This window comes from Labrys sp. WJW (genome assembly GCF_001676615.1).
In the GTDB taxonomy this organism is placed as follows: Bacteria; Pseudomonadota; Alphaproteobacteria; order Rhizobiales; family Labraceae; genus Labrys; species Labrys sedimenti.
Genome location: NZ_LYXZ01000018.1, coordinates 224,958 through 242,381, shown reverse-complemented (window position 1 = coordinate 242,381; position 17,424 = coordinate 224,958). Strand labels below are relative to the sequence as shown.

Below are 17,424 nucleotides of genomic sequence, written 5' to 3'. Positions count from 1 at the left end.
CTCAGTGAGCCTTCAGATGACGATGAAATCTCTCCTCCTCGGCGCCGCGGCCAGTCTTGCCGCCCTTGCCACCGCCCAGGCCGCCGACCTCCCCATGACCAAGGGGGAAGCCGTCGAATATGTGAAGGTCTGCTCCGCCTTCGGCCCCGGCTTCTTCTACATTCCCGGCAGCGATACCTGCCTCAAGATCGCCGGCGAAATCCGCGCCGACTATCGCGGGTACAATCAGAGCGGCGATAGCCGGACCGCGGAGAACGGCTACAAGCAGACTCGCAACAATCACAGCAGTGCCTTCAACACCGAGGCTCGTATCTCCTTCGATGCGCGCACACAGACTGAGTACGGCCTGCTTCGTTCCTTCTTCCAGCTCCGCGCGAACAGTCGTCCGATCCCGAGCAACTGGAACGTCAACAGCGACACCTCCGGCAACACCTTCTCGATCAAATACGCCTATCTGCAGTTTGGCGGTCTGACAGCCGGTTACGCTCATTCCTACTTCGGCTTTTATGATTTCGAATACGGCAACACGGTCTGGGGCGCCTATTATGCCCAGTCGAACGTCGTAAATTTGCTGGCTTATACCGCCGATTTCGGTGGTGGTTTCTCGGCTACGCTGTCGATCGAAGACGGCCGTGACCATCGCCAAAATGCGTTCCGGGCCATGCAGGGCGGGCAGCAGGTTCCCGACGTGGTCGGCCAGGTTCGCTTCAAGCAGGATTGGGGTTCGATCGCCGTCCAGGCTGCCGCACATCAATATCGCTCGGCGACGGCTCTCGACGCGAATGGCGTGCCGGTCCTCCCCACGAATGCCAACTACATCCCGCGCGAGAACAAGTGGGGCTATGCGGTTGGCGCCAGCTTGCTGCTTAATATCCCGGCCCTCGACAAGGGGCACCTGGTGATCGAAGGCCAGTATGCCGACGGTGCGCTGGATTATCTCGGCATCTCCTCGACCAAGCTCAAGGGCCAGGACTACTTCATCAATTCGAATGGTGGCTTCGACGGCGGCAAGGGCTGGTCGGTGACGGCCGAACTCGGCGGCAACTTCACGCCGCAATGGGGTTTCAACCTCGTCGGCGGCTACATCGATACGACCTATGACAAGTTCAGCGCTCTTGGCGGCGACCTCGGCGCCAAGGAATATTCGCTGACGGGCAACCTGACCTACACCATCGTCAAGGGCCTGACGGTCACGGGTGAAGTCACCTATACCCATCAGGACATCGACAATACGGTGTGGACGACGGGAACCGCCCCTAACACCGTTTCGCGAGTGGCCGACGCCAAGTCCAATTTCTGGACCGGCGGCGTACGCATCAAGCGTACCTTCTGATCCAGCCTCTCACGTTCGACTTTGTAAGGAGGGCCCGGCGCGAGCTGGGTCCTTTTACTTTGCTGACTCTGGACAGCGGCTGTTAGACTAGGACATCATCCTACTTGCAGATGCCGCAAGGGATTGCTTCATTGCTGCAATTGTAAAATTCCCGGCTGAATTCGATCTCAACGTCAGCTTAAAAGAGTCAGCTTGATGTCCGAAACCTCCTCAGAGACCTCGAACTCCAAAACCGCGATAGACATGGCCTGCAGCAGCGTTCGTCTCCGCGGCAAGCTGACCGGCCATAATGAAACCTGGTCTGACCTCAAGATCATGACCTTGGCGAAAGAACAGAAGATGCGCCCCGGTGGCCGGGCACAGCAATATCTCGACCACTACCTGCAGGGCTCGGGTACCCCGATACAATTCTCCGTCCGGACTTTGCTGGACGAAGATCCGGGCGTGCGCGGCTGCATCTTTCGCGAAGTCAATGCCAGCATCACGACCGCCGAGACCCGGAAACAGGGCAGCGTGGGCCTGACGGGCTCCGTTGCCGTCAAGCAGTTCTATTTCCAGAACATCGACTGGCAATACGCCACCGGTGCCCTCAATGTTCAGTGGCAATGCATGGGTGAGGAAGCCCGCAACGGCACCCGCGTCCTGCTCGTCGACGTCTGGTGCCAGAATCTCTATCGCTGGCATCCAGGCGCGGGCCGCGCCACCGACTGCGTGCATCGCGCCGCCGTCAATCTGCAGACCCCTCAGCCCGAAACCCGCCTGGTGCTGCAGCAGGCCAATATCCCCGGCGCCCCATCCTATGCCCAGAGCTGGTTCAGGACGGAGACGACCAACTACCAGAAGGCCAAGGACTTCCTGATGGTGGCACCGCGCGAACGCATCCTCGTGCCCAGGACGTCCGGAAAGGCCATGAGCTGAACAGTGGTTCTGGCCTGCCGGGTGGCATCAGAGAAAGTCCGTAGGATGACAGAAGCCACACCGATTACGAATGAAGGAGATCCCTCCGCGGAACAGCACGCCCAGGAAGACGATGGCGCCGATGATCTGCCCAATGGCACCGATCCCTTCGATAAAGTTCGTCACTGCGGTCAATGCTGCCCCCGGCAGGTGTGAAAAGTATGGCATCACAGAAAATGGCTGCTTTTGTGAGCGGGGCCAGCGTCGTCCGGACCAGCGGCGGCAATAAGCAACTCCCGCGACCTCCCGCAAGGCTAGCCAGAGGACAACGGGGAAAGATTCGACTCACTCCTCCGTGCTAGACTGGGGGCTCTTGCGTCGATAGCCATCGTCCTCACATAAGAGCCCATGAAATACCCGCCTTCCCTGCTCGACGAGATCCGCGCCCGGCTACCCGTGTCCGAGGTGGTGGGCAGACGCGTCAAGCTCAAGAAGCAGGGCCGAGAATGGCGCGGCCTCTCGCCCTTCAATGCCGAGAAGACGCCCTCCTTCTATGTCAACGACCAGAAGGGCTTCTATCACTGCTTCTCCTCGGGCAAGCATGGCGACATTTTCCGCTTCCTGAGCGAGGTCGAGGGCATTTCCTTTCCCGAAGCGGTGGAGCGTTGCGCCAACGATGCCGGCGTCACCCTGCCCAAGATGACGGTGGAGGATGTCCGCCGCGAGGAACAGCGCGCCTCGCTGCACGAGGTGATGGATCTGGCCGCCACCTTCTTCCAGTCTCGCCTGCAGGCGCGGGAAGGCGCAGCCGCCCGTGGCTATCTCGCCGATCGCGGGCTGACGCCGGCGATCCAGGCCGAATTCGGCATCGGCTATTCGCCGAACGAGAAATTCGCGCTGCGCGACCATCTCGCCGGCAAGGGCGTCGACCGCGACGCCATGATCGAAGCGGGCCTTCTCATCCATGGCGAGGACATCCAGGTCCCCTATGATCGCTTCCGCGACCGCATCATGTTCCCGATCCATGACGTGCGGGGCAAGGTGATCGCCTTCGGCGGCCGCGCCATGGACAAGGAGGCATCCGCCAAATATCTCAATTCGCCCGAGACCTCCCTCTTCCACAAGGGCGCCTGCCTCTACAACCATCACCGCGCTCGCAAGGCCGCCCATGAGAAGGGTGGCGTCATCGCGGTGGAAGGCTATGTCGACGTCATCATGATGAGCGTGGCGGGTTTCGGGCATACGGTCGCCCCGCTCGGCACGGCCCTCACCGAAGACCAGCTCAACCTGCTCTGGCGCATGAGCGAGGAGCCGGTGCTGTGCTTCGACGGCGACAAGGCCGGAAGGCGCGCCGCCTATCGAGCCGTCGACGTGGCGTTGCCGCAGATCGGACCCGGCAAGACCTTGAAATTCGCGCTGCTGCCGGGCGGGCAGGATCCGGACGAACTGGTGCGCAGTTCCGGTGCCACGGCCGTTTCGGAAGTCCTGCAAGGTGCCCTCCCCCTGTCCGACATTCTCTGGGAGAGGGAGACCCAGAGCGCTGACTTTTCGACGCCGGAACGGCGGGCCGCGCTCGAGCGCAAGCTGATGGATGCGCTAGCGCCGATCCGCGACGAGACGGTGCGCAAGCATTATCGCGCGGACATGGACAACCGCCTGCGCAACTTCTTTGCCCCGGCCCGGGCGGCCCAGCCTGGCTTTGCAGGCGGCCCGCAACGGGCCTGGCGCCAGGGTGGCGGCCGGCGCGAAACATCGCAGTCCACGCATCTGGTGACTCCCGCAGTGAGGGAAAGCGCGCGCATGCGCGGCGGCCATGGCAGCATTCCTGCCCGCGAGGCCCTCATCCTGGCCGTCGTGGTGGCCCATCCCTATTTGCTCGACGATCATTGCGAGATGCTGGCAGGGCTCGAATTCGAGAATGTCGAGGCGAGCCGGCTGCGCCAGGCGCTGGTCGACTGCGTGGCGCATGGCCTGCGCGAATCAGTTGCGGTCGAGGCCGAACTAATGATGCAGGGATTTGAGCGTTTGCTCGCCCATATCGTCGCTTTGAGCGGCCCAACCCACTTTTGGGTGCGACGGGACGCCGCGTTTCCCGACGTTCGGGACGGATTCGTGCATGCAGTGGCCTTGCATCATAAGAATCGTACGCTACATAAGGAACTCCGGCTTGCTCAGGCGGCCATGGATCAGGACTTCACCGAAGAGAATTGGGCTCGGCTCACCGATATCAAGGCACAGATCGCCGCGATGGAAGGAACCGAGGCGACGATCGAGGGGTTTGGAGCTTCGTCCGGGCGGACTTCGCGGGCCGTGTAGGAGCTATCAGGGTTAACGGCGGATTAGCCATTGCCCCGGTAGTGATAGCGCCAGTTCCTGGAACTGGATTTCGATTCTGGCAGTTGCTGCAAGGCGTTGCATGGGCGAATCGAAGGTCTTTTCCGGGGCGCTGGAGCAAGGCTGCGACAAGTCGGGTGGCTCCGGGTACCGGATGCTGCCCTTTTTGGTGTTGGCAAACGGTTGCCATTGGCGGGAATCCCCCGCTGGGTGCAGGGTTTTGGGCTGGAGCTTCCACTCGAGGCCAAGACCATGCACCAAGGCCTTGAAGTTGTTCGGAATTACTCGGGCGAGCCAGCGGGCGAATCTGAGAATTTCCGTATCGGGTTTGGCACAGGGTGCACGGATGCGCCAGTGCTTGCGGGCCGAAATCTGTGGTCCGGGAGAATTGGCAGTCGCCGGGTTCGGCCCGGCAGGGACGTGGTGCGGGATTTCGGAGCTCTACCCGGCGGGCGAGCTGCGAAATCCTGCTTGAGCGAGTGAGGGAAAGCAACGATGGCGAAAAAGGAAGCTGACAAGGAAGAAACGCCGGACACCGAAGCGCCGAGCCAGGACAGCCCCTTGCTCGACCTGTCGGATGCCGCGGTTCGCGCCTTGATCAAGCGCGCCAAGAAGCGTGGCTACGTCACGCATGAAGAGATCAACAACGTCCTGCCTTCCGATCAGGTCGACGGTGACCAGATCGAGGACGTGCTCGCCATGTTCTCCGAAATGGGGATCAATGTGGTCGAGAACGAAGAGAACGAGGAGAACGAGGAGGCTGCCCAGGCCGAGGAGGAGGAAGCCGAAGGCGGCGACCTCGTCGAGGCCACTACCTCTTCGCGCGCGATCGCTTCCACCACCACGGCCAAGGAGCCGACCGACCGCACCGATGATCCCGTGCGCATGTATCTGCGCGAGATGGGAACGGTGGAGTTGTTGTCGCGCGAAGGCGAAATCGCCATCGCCAAGCGCATCGAGGCCGGCCGTGAGGCGATGATCGCGGGGCTCTGCGAAAGCCCCCTCACCTTCCAGGCCATCATCATCTGGCGCGACGAGCTCAATGACGGCAAGATCCTCTTGCGCGACATCATCGATCTCGAGGCGACCTATGCCGGCCCGGACGGCAAGAACCCGCCAGCGGTGGCGGGCGACGGTGAAGCCGAAGGCGGCGAGTCCGAACAGCAGCAGATGGACGACGACGCCTTGCCGCCGATGGACAGCGAGATGGACGAAGACGACATGGAAAACAACGTGTCGCTCTCGGCCATGGAAGCCGAGCTCAAGCCCAAGGTGCTCGAGACCTTCGACCGCATCGCCGACGACTACAAGAAGCTGCGCCGCCTGCAGGACGTGAATGTCGAGAGCCGGTTGCAGAACCGCTCGCTCTCGCCCTCGCAGGACCGCAAGTACAAGAAGCTGAAGGAAGAGATCGTCGTCAACGTCAAGAGCCTCTCGCTCAACCAGGCCCGCATCGATGCCCTGGTCGAGCAGCTCTACGACATCAACAAGCGCCTGATCAGCTATGAAGGCCGCCTGATGCGCCTGGCCGAGAGCTATCGCGTCGACCGGACGGACTTCCTGAAGACCTACCAGGGTTCGGAGCTCGACCCGAAGTGGATCCTGCGTGTCTCCAAGCTCGGTTCCAAGGGCTGGAAGGAGTTCGTGGCCCACGAGCTCGAGACCATCAAGACGATGCGCGAGGATATCCATAACCTCGCGACCGAGACCGGGCTCGAGATCACCGAGTTCCGCAAGATCGTGCATATGGTGCAGAAGGGCGAGCGCGAAGCCCGCCAGGCGAAGAAGGAAATGGTGGAGGCCAATCTGCGCCTCGTCATCTCCATCGCCAAGAAATATACCAATCGCGGCCTGCAGTTCCTCGACCTGATCCAGGAAGGCAATATCGGCCTGATGAAGGCGGTCGACAAGTTCGAGTACCGCCGCGGCTACAAGTTCTCGACCTACGCCACCTGGTGGATCCGGCAGGCGATCACCCGCTCGATCGCCGACCAGGCCCGCACTATCCGCATCCCCGTGCATATGATCGAGACGATCAACAAGATCGTGCGCACGTCGAGGCAGATGCTGCACGAGATCGGTCGCGAGCCGACCCCGGAGGAACTGGCCGAGAAGCTCGCCATGCCGCTCGAAAAAGTGCGCAAGGTGCTCAAAATCGCCAAGGAGCCGATCTCCCTGGAAACCCCGATCGGCGACGAAGAGGATTCGCATCTCGGCGACTTCATCGAGGACAAGAACGCCATCCTGCCGATCGACGCGGCGATCCAGTCCAATCTGCGCGAAACCACCACACGCGTGCTGGCTTCGCTGACCGCCCGTGAGGAGCGCGTGCTGCGCATGCGCTTCGGCATCGGCATGAACACCGACCACACGCTAGAGGAAGTCGGCCAGCAGTTTTCGGTGACGCGCGAACGCATCCGCCAGATCGAGGCCAAGGCCCTGCGCAAGCTCAAGCATCCGAGCCGCTCGCGCAAGCTGCGGAGCTTCCTCGACAATTGATCCTTCCCAGGATCGCCGGCTCTAAACAAAAAGCCCCCCGTGCCTGGCACGGGGGGCTTTTTGTTTGTGAGCGATGGTTGCCTGCGAGGACCGGCCAGCGCGGCAGGCGGCTGGGACCGCGGACGTCCCGTCCGCTCTTGGAAACGCCCCGCTTGGGGATAGGAAGGGGCGGACGGGACGTCCGCGGTCCCAGCCTCGGCGCCTCCTACGCGACATGGTCTGACAATGAAAAGGGCTTCCCAACCATGGTCGGGAAGCCCTCTTTCCTGCGAAAGCCAAAGGCTACAGGCGCTACTCCGCGGCGGGAACGACCTCTGCGGGCTTGGCTTCCTTCTTCTTCCTGCCCGGCGCGATCAGCCGCATGGTGACGTAGAACACCGGCGTCAGGAACAGGCCGAAGAACGTGACGCCCAGCATGCCGAAGAACACGGCGGTGCCGAGAGCCTGTCGCATTTCAGCGCCGGGACCGGTGGCGATCAGAAGCGGCACCACGCCCAGGATGAAGGCGAAGGCCGTCATCAGGATCGGGCGCAGGCGCAGGCGACAGGCCTCCACCACCGCCTCGATCGGGCTCTTGCCATCCCGCGCCTCGGCCTCACGCGCGAACTCCACGATCAGGATGGCGTTCTTGGCGGCCAGGCCCACCAGCACGATCAGGCCGATCTGGGTGAGGATGTTGTTGTCCATGCCGCGGGCCATCACGCCGAGCAGCGCCGAGAGCACGGCCATCGGCACGATCAGGATGATGGCGAGCGGCAGAGACCAGCTTTCATATTGGGCCGCCAGCACCAGGAAGACGAACAGCACCGACAGGGCGAAGATGAAGATCGCGGTGTTGCCGGTTGCCCGTTCCTGGAAGGCCAGATCCGTCCATTGGAAGCTGGTGCCCTGCGGCAGGGTTGCCTTGGCCAGAGCCTCCATCTCGTCCAGGGCCTGGGCCGTGGAGACGCCCGGGCCGGCATTGCCCTGCAGCGGCACGGACGGATACATGTTGTAGCGCTGGATCAGCTGCGGGCCGGAGACCTCCTTCACCTCCACCAGCGTGCCGAGCGGCACCAGGGCCCCCGATGCCGAGCGCACGCGCAGGCCTCCGATCTGTTCGGGATCGTTGCGGAAACGCTGGTCAGCCTGGGCCTGGACCTGGTAGACGCGCCCAAACGCATTGAAGTCATTGACATAGGCCGTGCCGAGATTCTGCTGCAGCGTGTCGAAGATGTTGGTGATCGGCACGTTCAGGATCTCGGCCTTCTGCCGGTCGATATTGAGGAAGAGCTGCGGCGAATTGGCCGAGAAGGTGGTGAACACGCCCGACAATTTCGGATTCTGGCGGGCCTTGCCCATCATCTCGTAGGTCGAAGCAAGGATGCGCTGGATGTCCGAGCCCAGCCTTTCCTGCACCTGCAGCTTGAAACCGCCGGCATTGCCGATACCACGCACCGGGGGCGGCGGGATGGCGATGATGAAGGCCTCCTCGATCACCTGCATGCGGCCGAACAGGTCCTTGATGATCTTGTCCGCCGTCAGCCCTTCCTTCAGACGCTCCTCGAAAGGCTTGAACGGCACGAAGATCGCGGCCGCATTGGTGGCGTTGGTGAAGGTCGCGCCGGAGAAGCCGGCAAAGGCAACGGCATCCTGCGCACCAGGCGTTGCCCGCGCGATTTCCGAAACCCGGCGGGTGACGGCGTCGGTGCGCGACAGGGCAGCGCCATCCGGCAGCTGTACCACCACGATGGCATAACCCTGGTCGAGCGTCGGTATGAAGCCCTGCGGCACCTTCTGCACCGCCCAGACCGTGCCGGCCAGCAACCCCGCATAAAGCGGCAGCATGATGATCTTGCGCCTGACGACACGGTTGACGCTGGAGGCGTAGCCGTTGGACAGGCCGTCGAAGCCGCGGTTGAAGCCACCGGCAAGGCTCTTGCCGAGCCTCGTCAGGGGATTGCGCGGCGGCTCATGGCTGTGCGGCTTGAGCAGGATCGCGGCGAGCGCCGGCGACAGAGTGAGTGAGACGAAGGCGGAAAGGAAAGTCGAGACCGCAATCGTCAGCGCGAACTGCCGATAGAACTGGCCCGATATGCCGGGAATGAAGGCGGTGGGAATGAAGACCGCGCCCAGCACCAGGGCGATGGCGATCACCGCCGTACCGACCTCGTCCATGGTTTCATGTGCCGCATCACGCGGCGACATGCCCAGGCTGATATTGCGCTCGACATTCTCCACCACCACGATGGCGTCGTCGACCACGATGCCGATCGCCAGCACCATGCCGAACAGGGTCAGCGTGTTGAGCGAAAAGCCGAAGACGGCCATGATCGCACAGGTGCCGATCAGCGAGATCGGGATGGCGATCACCGGGATCAGCGCCGTGCGCCAGCTCTGCAGGAAGATGATGATCACCACCACCACCAGCACCACGGCCTCGCCGAGGGTGTGGTAGACGGCATTGACCGATTCCGCGATGAACTGGGTGGGATTGTAGACGATCGAATAGGCTATGCCGGGCGGGAAGGACTGCTTGAGCTCCTCCATCTTCTTGATGATTTCGTCGGCGGCCTGCAGCGCGTTGGTGTTCGGGCGCTGGAAGATCGCCAGCGCCACCGCCGGCTTGCCGTTGAGGTAGGAATTGGTGACGTAATCCTGGGCGCCGAGTTCCACGCGCGCCACGTCCTGCACCCGGACGAGCTGCCCGTCGGAGGTCGAGCGCACGATCACGCGCCGGAACTGGGCGACGTCCTGGAAGCGCCCCTGCGTGTTGATGGTAACCTGGAAGGCGCCGCCCGAACTGGTCGGCTCCTGGCCGATGGCGCCGCTGGAAACCTGCACGTTCTGGGCCTGGATCGCCTTGACCACGTCGGACGAGGTCAGGCCATAGCTGGCCAGCTTGTCCGGATCGAGCCAGACACGCAGGCTGTATTGGCGCTCGCCGAAGATGGTGAGATCGCCGACGCCGTCTAGACGCAGGAGGTCGTCGCGCACATTGTTGCGGGCATAGTTGGAGACGTAGAGCTGATCGTAGCGGTCATCCGGCGAAAACATGTGGATGACCATCATCAGGTCGGGCGATGATTTCAGCGTAGTGACGCCGAGGCGCCTGACATCGTCGGGCAGACGGGGCGTCGCAATGGCCACCCGGTTCTGCACCAGCACCTGCGCGGTATCGAGATCGGTGCCGAGCTTGAAGGTGATGGTCAGCGACATCGCGCCGTCATTGGAGGCATAGGAGGACATGTAGAGCATGTTCTCCACGCCGTTGATCTGCTGCTCCAGCGGCGTGGCCACGGTGGCGGCGACGGTCTGGGCATTGGCGCCGGGATAGCTGGCGCGCACCACGATGGTGGGCGGTGCGATCTCGGGATATTGCGCCACCGGCAGGCCGATGAAGGCAATGGCGCCGACAAGGGTGATTACGACCGCCAGAACCGAAGCAAAGATCGGCCGGTCGACGAAGAAATGGGCAAACCGCATGGACCAATCTCTCAGTTGGCGACTGCGACGGCGGTCGCCGGCAGGGTCGTCAGCTTGGGATCGACCTTGATGCCCGGTCTCACCCGCATCAGCCCATTGACGACGATGGTCTCGTCACCCTTCAGCCCTTCGCGGATGACGCGGTAGCCGTCCACGCGGGAGCCCACCCGCACTGGCTTCAGCGCGATCGTGTTGTCGGCACCGACGACATAGACGACACGCCGGTCCTGGTCGGAACCGAGCGCGTCCTCAGGCACCAGCACGCCCTTGTATTTGTCGGAACCGAGAATGCGGATGCGGCCGAACAGGCCGGGCACCAAGGCCAGGTCCTTGTTCTCGAACACGGCGCGGGCCCGCATGGTACCGCTGGCGGCATCCAGGCGGTTGTCTGTGAAGTCCATATGGCCCTTGTGGATGGGCTCGCGCTCGTTCGAGGTGGCGACCAGAACCTCGTTGAGATTGCCATCGCTGGAAACACGCAGCGACCCGGTCGAGAGCTTCTGGTAGGCGAGATAGGAGCGCTCGTCGACGTCGAAATAGAAATTGATCGGATCCATCGACACCACATTGGTGAGGACCGTCTCGTTCGCATTGACGAGATTGCCGAGCGAGACCAGCCGGCGCGACATGCGGCCGCCGATCGGCGCCTTGATCTCGGTGAATTGCAGGTCGAGCTTGGCACGGTTCAGGGTTGCCTGAGCACGATTGAGGTCGGCCTTGGCTGTCGCCAGGGTCTGCGTACGCTCGTCATAGATCTGGCCGGTGATGTTGCCGGACTTGCGCAGGTTCTCGGCCCGGCTGACGTCGCCCGCGGCGAAATCCACCCGCGCCTTGGCTGCCTCGACGCCAGCCTGCGCCTCCTCGAGGGCGGCCTGATAGGGGCGCTGGTCGATGGTGAAGAGCGGGTCTCCCGCCTTGACAATGGCACCGTCGACGAAATGGATCTTGTCGACATAGCCCGAGACCCGGGCCCGGACATCCACGCGGTCTACCGCTTCGAAACGGCCGATGAAATCGTCATATTCGACGACGTCCTTCACTACCGGCTTGGCGACGGAAACCGGGGGAGGCGGTGCATTCTGGGCGAGCGCCGTCGTTGAAAGCCCCAGGGCCAGCAGGGTGCCGATGAAGGCATCGCGGCCACGCAAATTATCTAGTATCATCTTACCTTCACGCATCGCTGCCCCTTTTATGGACCCTGGTGAAAAATCAATAAGTTAGCGAAAGCCGGCACCAGGCATGCCGACGCGCCCGTCTGCCGGGTTCGTCGACAATCCCGATGCCGGCTCCCTTGTCCGGCAAAACTGAAAATGAAATCCCCGCAGCTCCCCGCCGTCTTGTGGGGTTCCTAGATTTTGGTCTTCCCGCGGCAATTTCAAGGCCACCGGATGAAGATCGATGCCGAAAAAAATGCGGTCCCGCGCTCCGAAGAGGCGCCCCCGGACTTGGCACCGAGGCCAGATTCGAGGATTCCAACCGGCGGGTCGTCGTTGCTGAAAACCGAAATCCTGCCTACGGCGTAACGCTTTAGCGGCGCCAGCCGCGATGTCGGTGGCTGCGATACTCCCAGGCATGCCCGTTCTTGCCATCGGGCGGATCCTGGATCGCCTCGTCGCAGGCACCAAAGAAGCGGTACCAGGGCAGGATGCATTCGAGCCTGGCATTGTCCGCGTAGCGTTCGCCTTGCGGGCGGGAGGCCGCCTGTCCCGTACCTGTCCCAGCATAGAACCCACCCATCACGATCATGCCGGCGAGAATGAGCTTGTTCATGTCTGTGTCCCAGGAATCGCTGCCGCATCTCGTAGCGGCCGGCAAATTCTAGTGAAGCACGCCGGCTGGAGCAAATCCCCGCAGCCCCTGCGCGAAAGCTCGTCCTCCCACAACCGGGCGGAACATGCGCCCATTGGCGACAAGCGTCAATGCAGCTATCGTGCGGGCCTTGATCAATCAGACTGGGACTTTGCCGTGGCCTCCTTCCTTAAATCCCTCTCCTCTCTGTTCGGAGGCAAACGCGAATCGGATGGTGAGCCCGCCCCCAAGGGCGACGGCGAGGAATACAACGGATTCACCGTGCGTCCGGCCCCCTACAAGGAGGGAGGCCAGTATCAGACCTGCGGCTATGTGGAAAAAGAGATCGGCGGCGAACTCAAGAGCCACAAGTTCATTCGGGCCGATCGTTTCGCCAGTTTGGACGATGCCGTGCAGTTTTCCCTGACCAAGGGCAAGCAGTTGATCGACGAGCAGGGCGAGGGTTTGTTTCGTTAATGTGAAAAAAAGCGCGAGGGGGGGCTTGCATCCCCCGCTTGGCTTGGTTATCAGACCGCCCATGGAAGCGCTGGTCGCTTCCCAGCGCGCCCGTAGCTCAGCTGGATAGAGCATCAGACTACGAATCTGAGGGTCAGAGGTTCGAATCCTTTCGGGCGCGCCATTCTCTCCTTTCCTTCACATTGTCAGTTACTTAACGGTTGTCTTTAACGCGCCGGGGCGCGATAGCGGCATGATGCGTACTGGTGATCGTGTGTGTGCTATTGTCGAGGCGGGCATGCTGCGTTTCGAGCCTGATGGTGCCCAGCAGTTCGTGGGCGCGACGACACAGGTCGACCTTGATTGTCTGGAGGAAGCGTTCGCGGCACTCCCCAACGAGCAAGCTGGAATTCGCCTCCGCGGTATCGAGGCCTTGCATTCCATCCTATCGCCCGCCGGTAGCATCGGACGCATAGCCGCCTCGATGCTCGGCGCCACCTGCAGGCCGGTGCGTGCGCTGCTGTTCGACAAGACAGCAATGACCAATTGGTCGCTCCCCTGGCATCAGGATCGCACCATAGTCGTGACCGCACGCCGCGAGGTTCAAGGTTTCGGACCTTGGACTGTTAAGGACGGCCTCATTCACGTTGCGCCGCCGATCGAGATTCTTGCTGGTATGGTGACGGCGCGAATCCATCTCGATGCCGTTCCCATCAGCAACGCGCCCTTGCTTGTCGCGCCCGGCTCGCATCGTTTCGGACGAATCGCGGAATCAGATATCGCCGATATGGTAGCTCGATGCGGTATAGCCGCCTGCTTGGCCGAACGTGGCGATGTCTGGCTCTATGCGACCCCTATTCTACACGCTTCCGAAGCAACTGCCGAACCACGTCGTCGTCGCGTGCTGCAGGTCGACTTTGCCACAGGCTTTCTTCCGGGGGGCTTGGAGTGGTTGGGGGTATAGAGTTGTCGCCCTGTCGATAGGTGCCTTTCCCCGACCGAGGATATCGCGTAAGAGCCCGGTTCCTTTCGTAAAGACCGCACCATGATCCGCCTCGAAAACATCTCCAAGCAGAACGGCAACCAGATTCTGTTCATCGAAGCCTCCGCCACCCTGCAGAAGGGGGAGAAAGTCGGGCTCGTCGGCCCGAACGGCGCCGGCAAGACTACGCTGTTTCGCATGATGACCAGCGAGGAGGAGCCCGATGAAGGCCGGGTCTCGGTCGATCGCGGCGTCACCATCGGCTATTTCAACCAGGATGTCGGCGAGATGGCCGGCCACAGTGCCGTCGCCGAGGTCATGAACGGCGCCGGTCCGGTCAGCGAGGTCGCGGCCGAGTTGAAGGAACTCGAGGCCGCCATGGCCGATCCCGACCAGGCCGACAACATGGATGCGATCATCGAGCGCTATGGCGAGGTGCAGGGCCGATTCGAGGAACTGGGCGGCTACGCGCTGGAAGGCCGCGCCCGCGAGGTCCTGGCGGGGCTGAGCTTCAGCGAGACCATGATGGACGGCGATGTCGGCTCTCTTTCCGGCGGCTGGAAGATGCGCGTGGCGCTGGCTCGCATCCTCTTGATGCGGCCCGATGCGATGCTGCTGGACGAGCCGAGCAACCATCTCGACATCGAAAGCCTGATCTGGCTGGAGGAGTTCCTCAAGGGCTATGAAGGCGCCCTCCTGATGACCTCGCATGATCGCGAATTCATGAACCGGATCGTCTCCAAGGTGGTCGAGATCGATGGCGGCACGCTGACCAGCTATTCGGGCGACTACGAGTTCTACGAGCAGCAGCGCGCCCTGAACGAAAAGCAGCAGCAGGCACAATTCGAGCGCCAGCAGGCAATGCTCGCCAAGGAGATCAAGTTCATCGAGCGCTTCAAGGCTCGCGCTTCCCACGCGGCACAGGTGCAGAGCCGCGTGAAGAAGCTGGAGAAGATCGACAAGATCGAGCCCCCTCGCCGCCGCCAGAGCATCGCCTTCGAATTCCAGCCCGCACCGCGTTCGGGCGACGATGTCGTCAGCCTGAAGGAGGTGCACAAGGCCTATGGTGATCGCACCATCTATGAGGGCCTCACCTTCCAGGTCCGTCGCAAGGAGCGCTGGTGCGTGATGGGCATCAACGGCGCCGGCAAATCCACCCTGCTCAAGCTCGTCGCCGGTACTGCCGAGCCGGACAAGGGCACCGTCGTGCAGGGCGGTAGCGTCAAGATGGGCTATTTCGCCCAGCATGCCATGGACGTGCTCGACGGCGATCGCAGCATCTATGAGACACTGGAGGATGCCTTTCCGCAGGCTGGCCAGGGCTCGTTGCGGACGCTGGCTGGTTGCTTCGGTTTTTCGGGCGACGATATCGAGAAGAAATGCCGCTTCCTGTCGGGCGGTGAAAAGGCCCGGCTGGTGATGGCCAAGATGCTCTACGATCCGCCGAACTTCCTGGTGCTGGACGAGCCCACCAACCATCTCGACCTCGCCACCAAGGAGATGCTCATCGCGGCCCTGTCGCAATATGAGGGCTCGATGCTGTTCGTATCCCATGACCGGCGCTTCCTCGCCGCGCTCTCCAACCGCGTGCTGGAACTGACGCCGGAAGGCATCCACCAATATGGCGGCGGCTACACCGAATATGTCGCCCGCACCGGCCATGAGGCACCGGGGCTGCATAGCTGAGGCAAGGCTGCAGGAGTTGGCGCGACACAAGGTGTGCCGATCTCCTGATCGGCACAGTCGGTGATGATACGCTGCACCGAAAAAATGCCGATCTGGAGATCGGCACACCAATATGGCGCCCTGCAAGATCGCGCTTTGCGGAAGAGTCACGGCCATTTGCGCTTCCCCGTTTCGAACGCAGGCCGAGGGATGTGAACGGCGCATCAAGCTGTTAGGCTGGCTAAAGAAGCCTGGATACGGCCCGTGCCGTGCCTCTCGTCCCTGAAGGAGTTACCCGATGATCAATCGCTGGCGGCCCCTCGCCATAGCCTGTGCCCTGCTCGGCCTGCTGCTTCCCGCGAGCGAAGCCCTAGCGAGGCAGCGCACCTTGAACGGCACGGTCAGCTATCGCGAACGCATCGCCCTGCCTCCTTCGGCGGTGGTCGAGGTCAAGCTCGTCGACGTCTCCCTGGCGGATGCCCCGGCGAGGACGCTCGTACGGACATCGCTCCGGCCCGGCCGGCAGGTGCCGATTCCCTATCGCCTGCGCTATGACGACAGGGCCCTGAGGCCGACCGGCCGCTATGCCCTGGAGGCGCGCATCAGCGTCAATGGCCGCCTGTGGTTCCTCAACACCACCCACCACGCCGTCACCGCCGGCGAGCCGGTCAATGGCGACATCCGGGTCGATCGTGTCGGGCAGGAAGCCGAGGCCGGCTCATCGGGACCAAGCGGGCGTTGGCTGGCCGAGGATATCAACGGCCGCGGCGTGGTCGACAATGCGCAGAGCGTGCTCGAAATCGCTGCCGACGGCAAAGTCTCGGGCCGCGGCGGCTGCAACGGCATGGGCGGCAGCGCGGTGATCAAGGGCTCGCGCATCCGCTTCGGCCAGATCGTCAGCACCCAGATGGCCTGCCCGCCGGCCATCATGGATCAGGAAGGCAAGTTCCTCAAAACCCTTCAGGCCGCCCGCAGCTGGCGCATCGATGCCGCCCGCAACAAGCTGCTTCTCCTCGATGCAAGGGGCCGCCGGATCCTGCTGCTCGCCCGCATGTAGCCCCGGGGTGTCATGACCCGACGCGTTCGACAAGCCGCTCCATCAGCGCCTGCAGGAGCGGCTCTTCCGCCCGGTCGACCGGACAAAGGATGTAATAGGCCGCCGCCGCGTTGATCGAGGTGGCGAAGGGCTGGATGAGCCGCCCCTCGCGCAGCAGGTTGCGCGTGAGCACGTCCGAGACCAGCGCCAGCCCCTGCCCTTGCACGGCCGAGGCAACCGCCTGCGCCACAGAGGCCACGCGCACACTGGCGCTGCCCTGCAGATTGACCCGCGCCGCCACGCCCCAACGCGCCCATTCCTCGCCGCGATCCTCGTGCAGCAGCGTGATGCCGTTGAGCTTGCGCTCGCGATGCTGCAGGTCGAGCCGCGGGAACAGGATCGGCGAGCATACCGTCCGCAGCCGCACTTCACTGAGCAGGCGCCAATGTCGTCCCGGGAAAGGCGGATTGTCGTAGACGATGGCGATGTCGCTGGCCTGCCAATCCACCTCGGCGGCAGTGATGGCCTCGTTGATGGTCAGGTTGGCGATGTTGTGGCTTTCCGCGAATTCTACCGCCACCGCGCTCAGCCAGGCAACTCCGAGTGCCGTCGGCAGGGACAATGACAGATTCTGCTGCTGCGCCGGGGTGCCCAGGCTTCGGCAGTCGCGCGCTGCCGTATCGAGCTGGCCGAGGCTGACGGCGACCGCCTGGGCAAAGTCTCGGCCGGCCGGCGTCAGCGCGATATTGCGTCCCGCTTTTTCGAACAGTGTGATCCCGGTCGCCTCGCCGAGCTTCTTGAGCTGCAGCGAGACGGCACTTGGGCTGAGATTGAGCTCTTCCGCCGCGCGGCGAAGGCTGGCCAGCCGGGCCGTCGCCTCGAAGGCCGGCAGATATTGCAGATAGACCAGGGGACGGGCCATCGCGCCTCACATGATAATCGGTGAGATTATTAGAACAGTTTTGGTTA

Annotated in this window: 13 protein-coding genes and 1 tRNA gene; 9 read left to right on the top strand and 5 right to left on the bottom strand. The window is 62.7% G+C overall.

Annotated features, from left to right (window positions below; all coding sequences use genetic code 11):
* Nucleotides 1-16 precede the first annotated feature (16 nt).
* Nucleotides 17-1,333, top strand: coding sequence for a porin (locus BA190_RS13115; RefSeq protein ID WP_068287463.1), 1,317 nt, complete (start codon nt 17-19; stop codon nt 1,331-1,333).
* Nucleotides 1,334-1,528: 195 nt separating this feature from the next.
* Nucleotides 1,529-2,251, top strand: a complete 723-nt coding sequence (locus BA190_RS13110; protein WP_156771498.1) for a hypothetical protein — start codon at nt 1,529-1,531, stop codon at nt 2,249-2,251.
* A gap of 27 nt (nt 2,252-2,278) precedes the next feature.
* Here BA190_RS13110 and BA190_RS13105 read toward each other — a convergent pair whose 3' ends face one another.
* Nucleotides 2,279-2,425 (bottom strand): hypothetical protein, encoded by a 147-nt coding sequence (locus BA190_RS13105; protein ID WP_156771497.1) that lies wholly within the window; start codon nt 2,423-2,425, stop codon nt 2,279-2,281.
* Nucleotides 2,426-2,638: 213 nt separating this feature from the next.
* Here BA190_RS13105 and dnaG point away from each other — a divergent pair, with 213 nt between their 5' ends.
* Both dnaG and rpoD read left to right on the top strand, forming a co-directional pair.
* The gene (dnaG, locus tag BA190_RS13100; RefSeq protein WP_068287455.1) at nt 2,639-4,546 is read left to right on the top strand and encodes a DNA primase; all 1,908 of its coding nucleotides are present in this window, start codon (nt 2,639-2,641) and stop codon (nt 4,544-4,546) included.
* Between the two features lie 513 nt (nt 4,547-5,059).
* Nucleotides 5,060-7,063 (top strand): RNA polymerase sigma factor RpoD, encoded by a 2,004-nt coding sequence (gene rpoD / locus BA190_RS13095; RefSeq protein ID WP_068287452.1) that lies wholly within the window; start codon nt 5,060-5,062, stop codon nt 7,061-7,063.
* 291 nt (nt 7,064-7,354) lie between these two features.
* On the opposite strand, the gene BA190_RS13090 is transcribed toward rpoD, so the two are convergent.
* The 3 genes from BA190_RS13090 to BA190_RS36825 all read right to left on the bottom strand — a co-directional run bounded on the left by BA190_RS13090 (nt 7,355) and on the right by BA190_RS36825 (nt 12,298).
* On the bottom strand, nt 7,355-10,528 hold the full coding sequence (locus tag BA190_RS13090) for an efflux RND transporter permease subunit (protein ID WP_068287449.1): 3,174 nt from the start codon (nt 10,526-10,528) through the stop codon (nt 7,355-7,357).
* A gap of 11 nt (nt 10,529-10,539) precedes the next feature.
* A complete protein-coding gene (locus BA190_RS13085) occupies nt 10,540-11,691 on the bottom strand; it encodes an efflux RND transporter periplasmic adaptor subunit (protein WP_082979701.1) in 1,152 nt (383 codons plus the stop codon).
* A 364-nt stretch (nt 11,692-12,055) separates the two neighbouring features.
* Nucleotides 12,056-12,298 (bottom strand): hypothetical protein, encoded by a 243-nt coding sequence (locus BA190_RS36825; protein ID WP_068287442.1) that lies wholly within the window; start codon nt 12,296-12,298, stop codon nt 12,056-12,058.
* Nucleotides 12,299-12,349: 51 nt separating this feature from the next.
* Here BA190_RS36825 and BA190_RS37205 point away from each other — a divergent pair, with 51 nt between their 5' ends.
* The 5 genes from BA190_RS37205 (at nt 12,350) to BA190_RS13055 (ending at nt 16,476) form a co-directional block, all read left to right on the top strand.
* The gene (locus tag BA190_RS37205; RefSeq protein WP_322431343.1) at nt 12,350-12,793 is read left to right on the top strand and encodes an HlyU family transcriptional regulator; all 444 of its coding nucleotides are present in this window, start codon (nt 12,350-12,352) and stop codon (nt 12,791-12,793) included.
* Nucleotides 12,794-12,879: 86 nt separating this feature from the next.
* Nucleotides 12,880-12,956 (top strand) — tRNA-Arg (locus BA190_RS13070).
* Nucleotides 12,957-13,025: 69 nt separating this feature from the next.
* Nucleotides 13,026-13,736: a phytanoyl-CoA dioxygenase family protein gene (locus tag BA190_RS13065; protein WP_245314698.1), complete on the top strand. Its 711-nt coding sequence runs from the start codon at nt 13,026-13,028 to the stop codon at nt 13,734-13,736.
* A gap of 81 nt (nt 13,737-13,817) precedes the next feature.
* The gene (locus BA190_RS13060) at nt 13,818-15,440 is read left to right on the top strand and encodes an ABC-F family ATP-binding cassette domain-containing protein (protein ID WP_068287439.1); all 1,623 of its coding nucleotides are present in this window, start codon (nt 13,818-13,820) and stop codon (nt 15,438-15,440) included.
* Between the two features lie 277 nt (nt 15,441-15,717).
* Nucleotides 15,718-16,476 carry a YbaY family lipoprotein gene (locus BA190_RS13055; protein WP_068287437.1) on the top strand — a complete coding sequence of 253 codons (759 nt, stop codon included), beginning with the start codon at nt 15,718-15,720 and terminating at the stop codon, nt 16,474-16,476.
* A gap of 10 nt (nt 16,477-16,486) precedes the next feature.
* On the opposite strand, the gene BA190_RS13050 is transcribed toward BA190_RS13055, so the two are convergent.
* A complete protein-coding gene (locus BA190_RS13050; RefSeq protein WP_068287435.1) occupies nt 16,487-17,377 on the bottom strand; it encodes a LysR family transcriptional regulator in 891 nt (296 codons plus the stop codon).
* Nucleotides 17,378-17,424: the final 47 nt, after the last annotated feature.

Excerpts from the sequence above, each read along its gene's own strand:
- BA190_RS13115 (WP_068287463.1), top strand. The coding sequence starts at position 17 with ATGACGATGAAATCTCTCCTCCTCGGCGCCGCGGCCAGTCTTGCCGCC.
- BA190_RS13110 (WP_156771498.1), top strand. The coding sequence starts at position 1,529 with ATGTCCGAAACCTCCTCAGAGACCTCGAACTCCAAAACCGCGATAGAC.
- dnaG (WP_068287455.1), top strand. The coding sequence starts at position 2,639 with ATGAAATACCCGCCTTCCCTGCTCGACGAGATCCGCGCCCGGCTACCC.
- rpoD (WP_068287452.1), top strand. The coding sequence starts at position 5,060 with ATGGCGAAAAAGGAAGCTGACAAGGAAGAAACGCCGGACACCGAAGCG.
- BA190_RS13090 (WP_068287449.1), bottom strand. The coding sequence starts at position 10,528 with ATGCGGTTTGCCCATTTCTTCGTCGACCGGCCGATCTTTGCTTCGGTT.
- BA190_RS13085 (WP_082979701.1), bottom strand. The coding sequence starts at position 11,691 with ATGATACTAGATAATTTGCGTGGCCGCGATGCCTTCATCGGCACCCTG.
- BA190_RS36825 (WP_068287442.1), bottom strand. The coding sequence starts at position 12,298 with ATGAACAAGCTCATTCTCGCCGGCATGATCGTGATGGGTGGGTTCTAT.
- BA190_RS13065 (WP_245314698.1), top strand. The coding sequence starts at position 13,026 with ATGATGCGTACTGGTGATCGTGTGTGTGCTATTGTCGAGGCGGGCATG.
- BA190_RS13060 (WP_068287439.1), top strand. The coding sequence starts at position 13,818 with ATGATCCGCCTCGAAAACATCTCCAAGCAGAACGGCAACCAGATTCTG.
- BA190_RS13055 (WP_068287437.1), top strand. The coding sequence starts at position 15,718 with ATGATCAATCGCTGGCGGCCCCTCGCCATAGCCTGTGCCCTGCTCGGC.
- BA190_RS13050 (WP_068287435.1), bottom strand. The coding sequence starts at position 17,377 with ATGGCCCGTCCCCTGGTCTATCTGCAATATCTGCCGGCCTTCGAGGCG.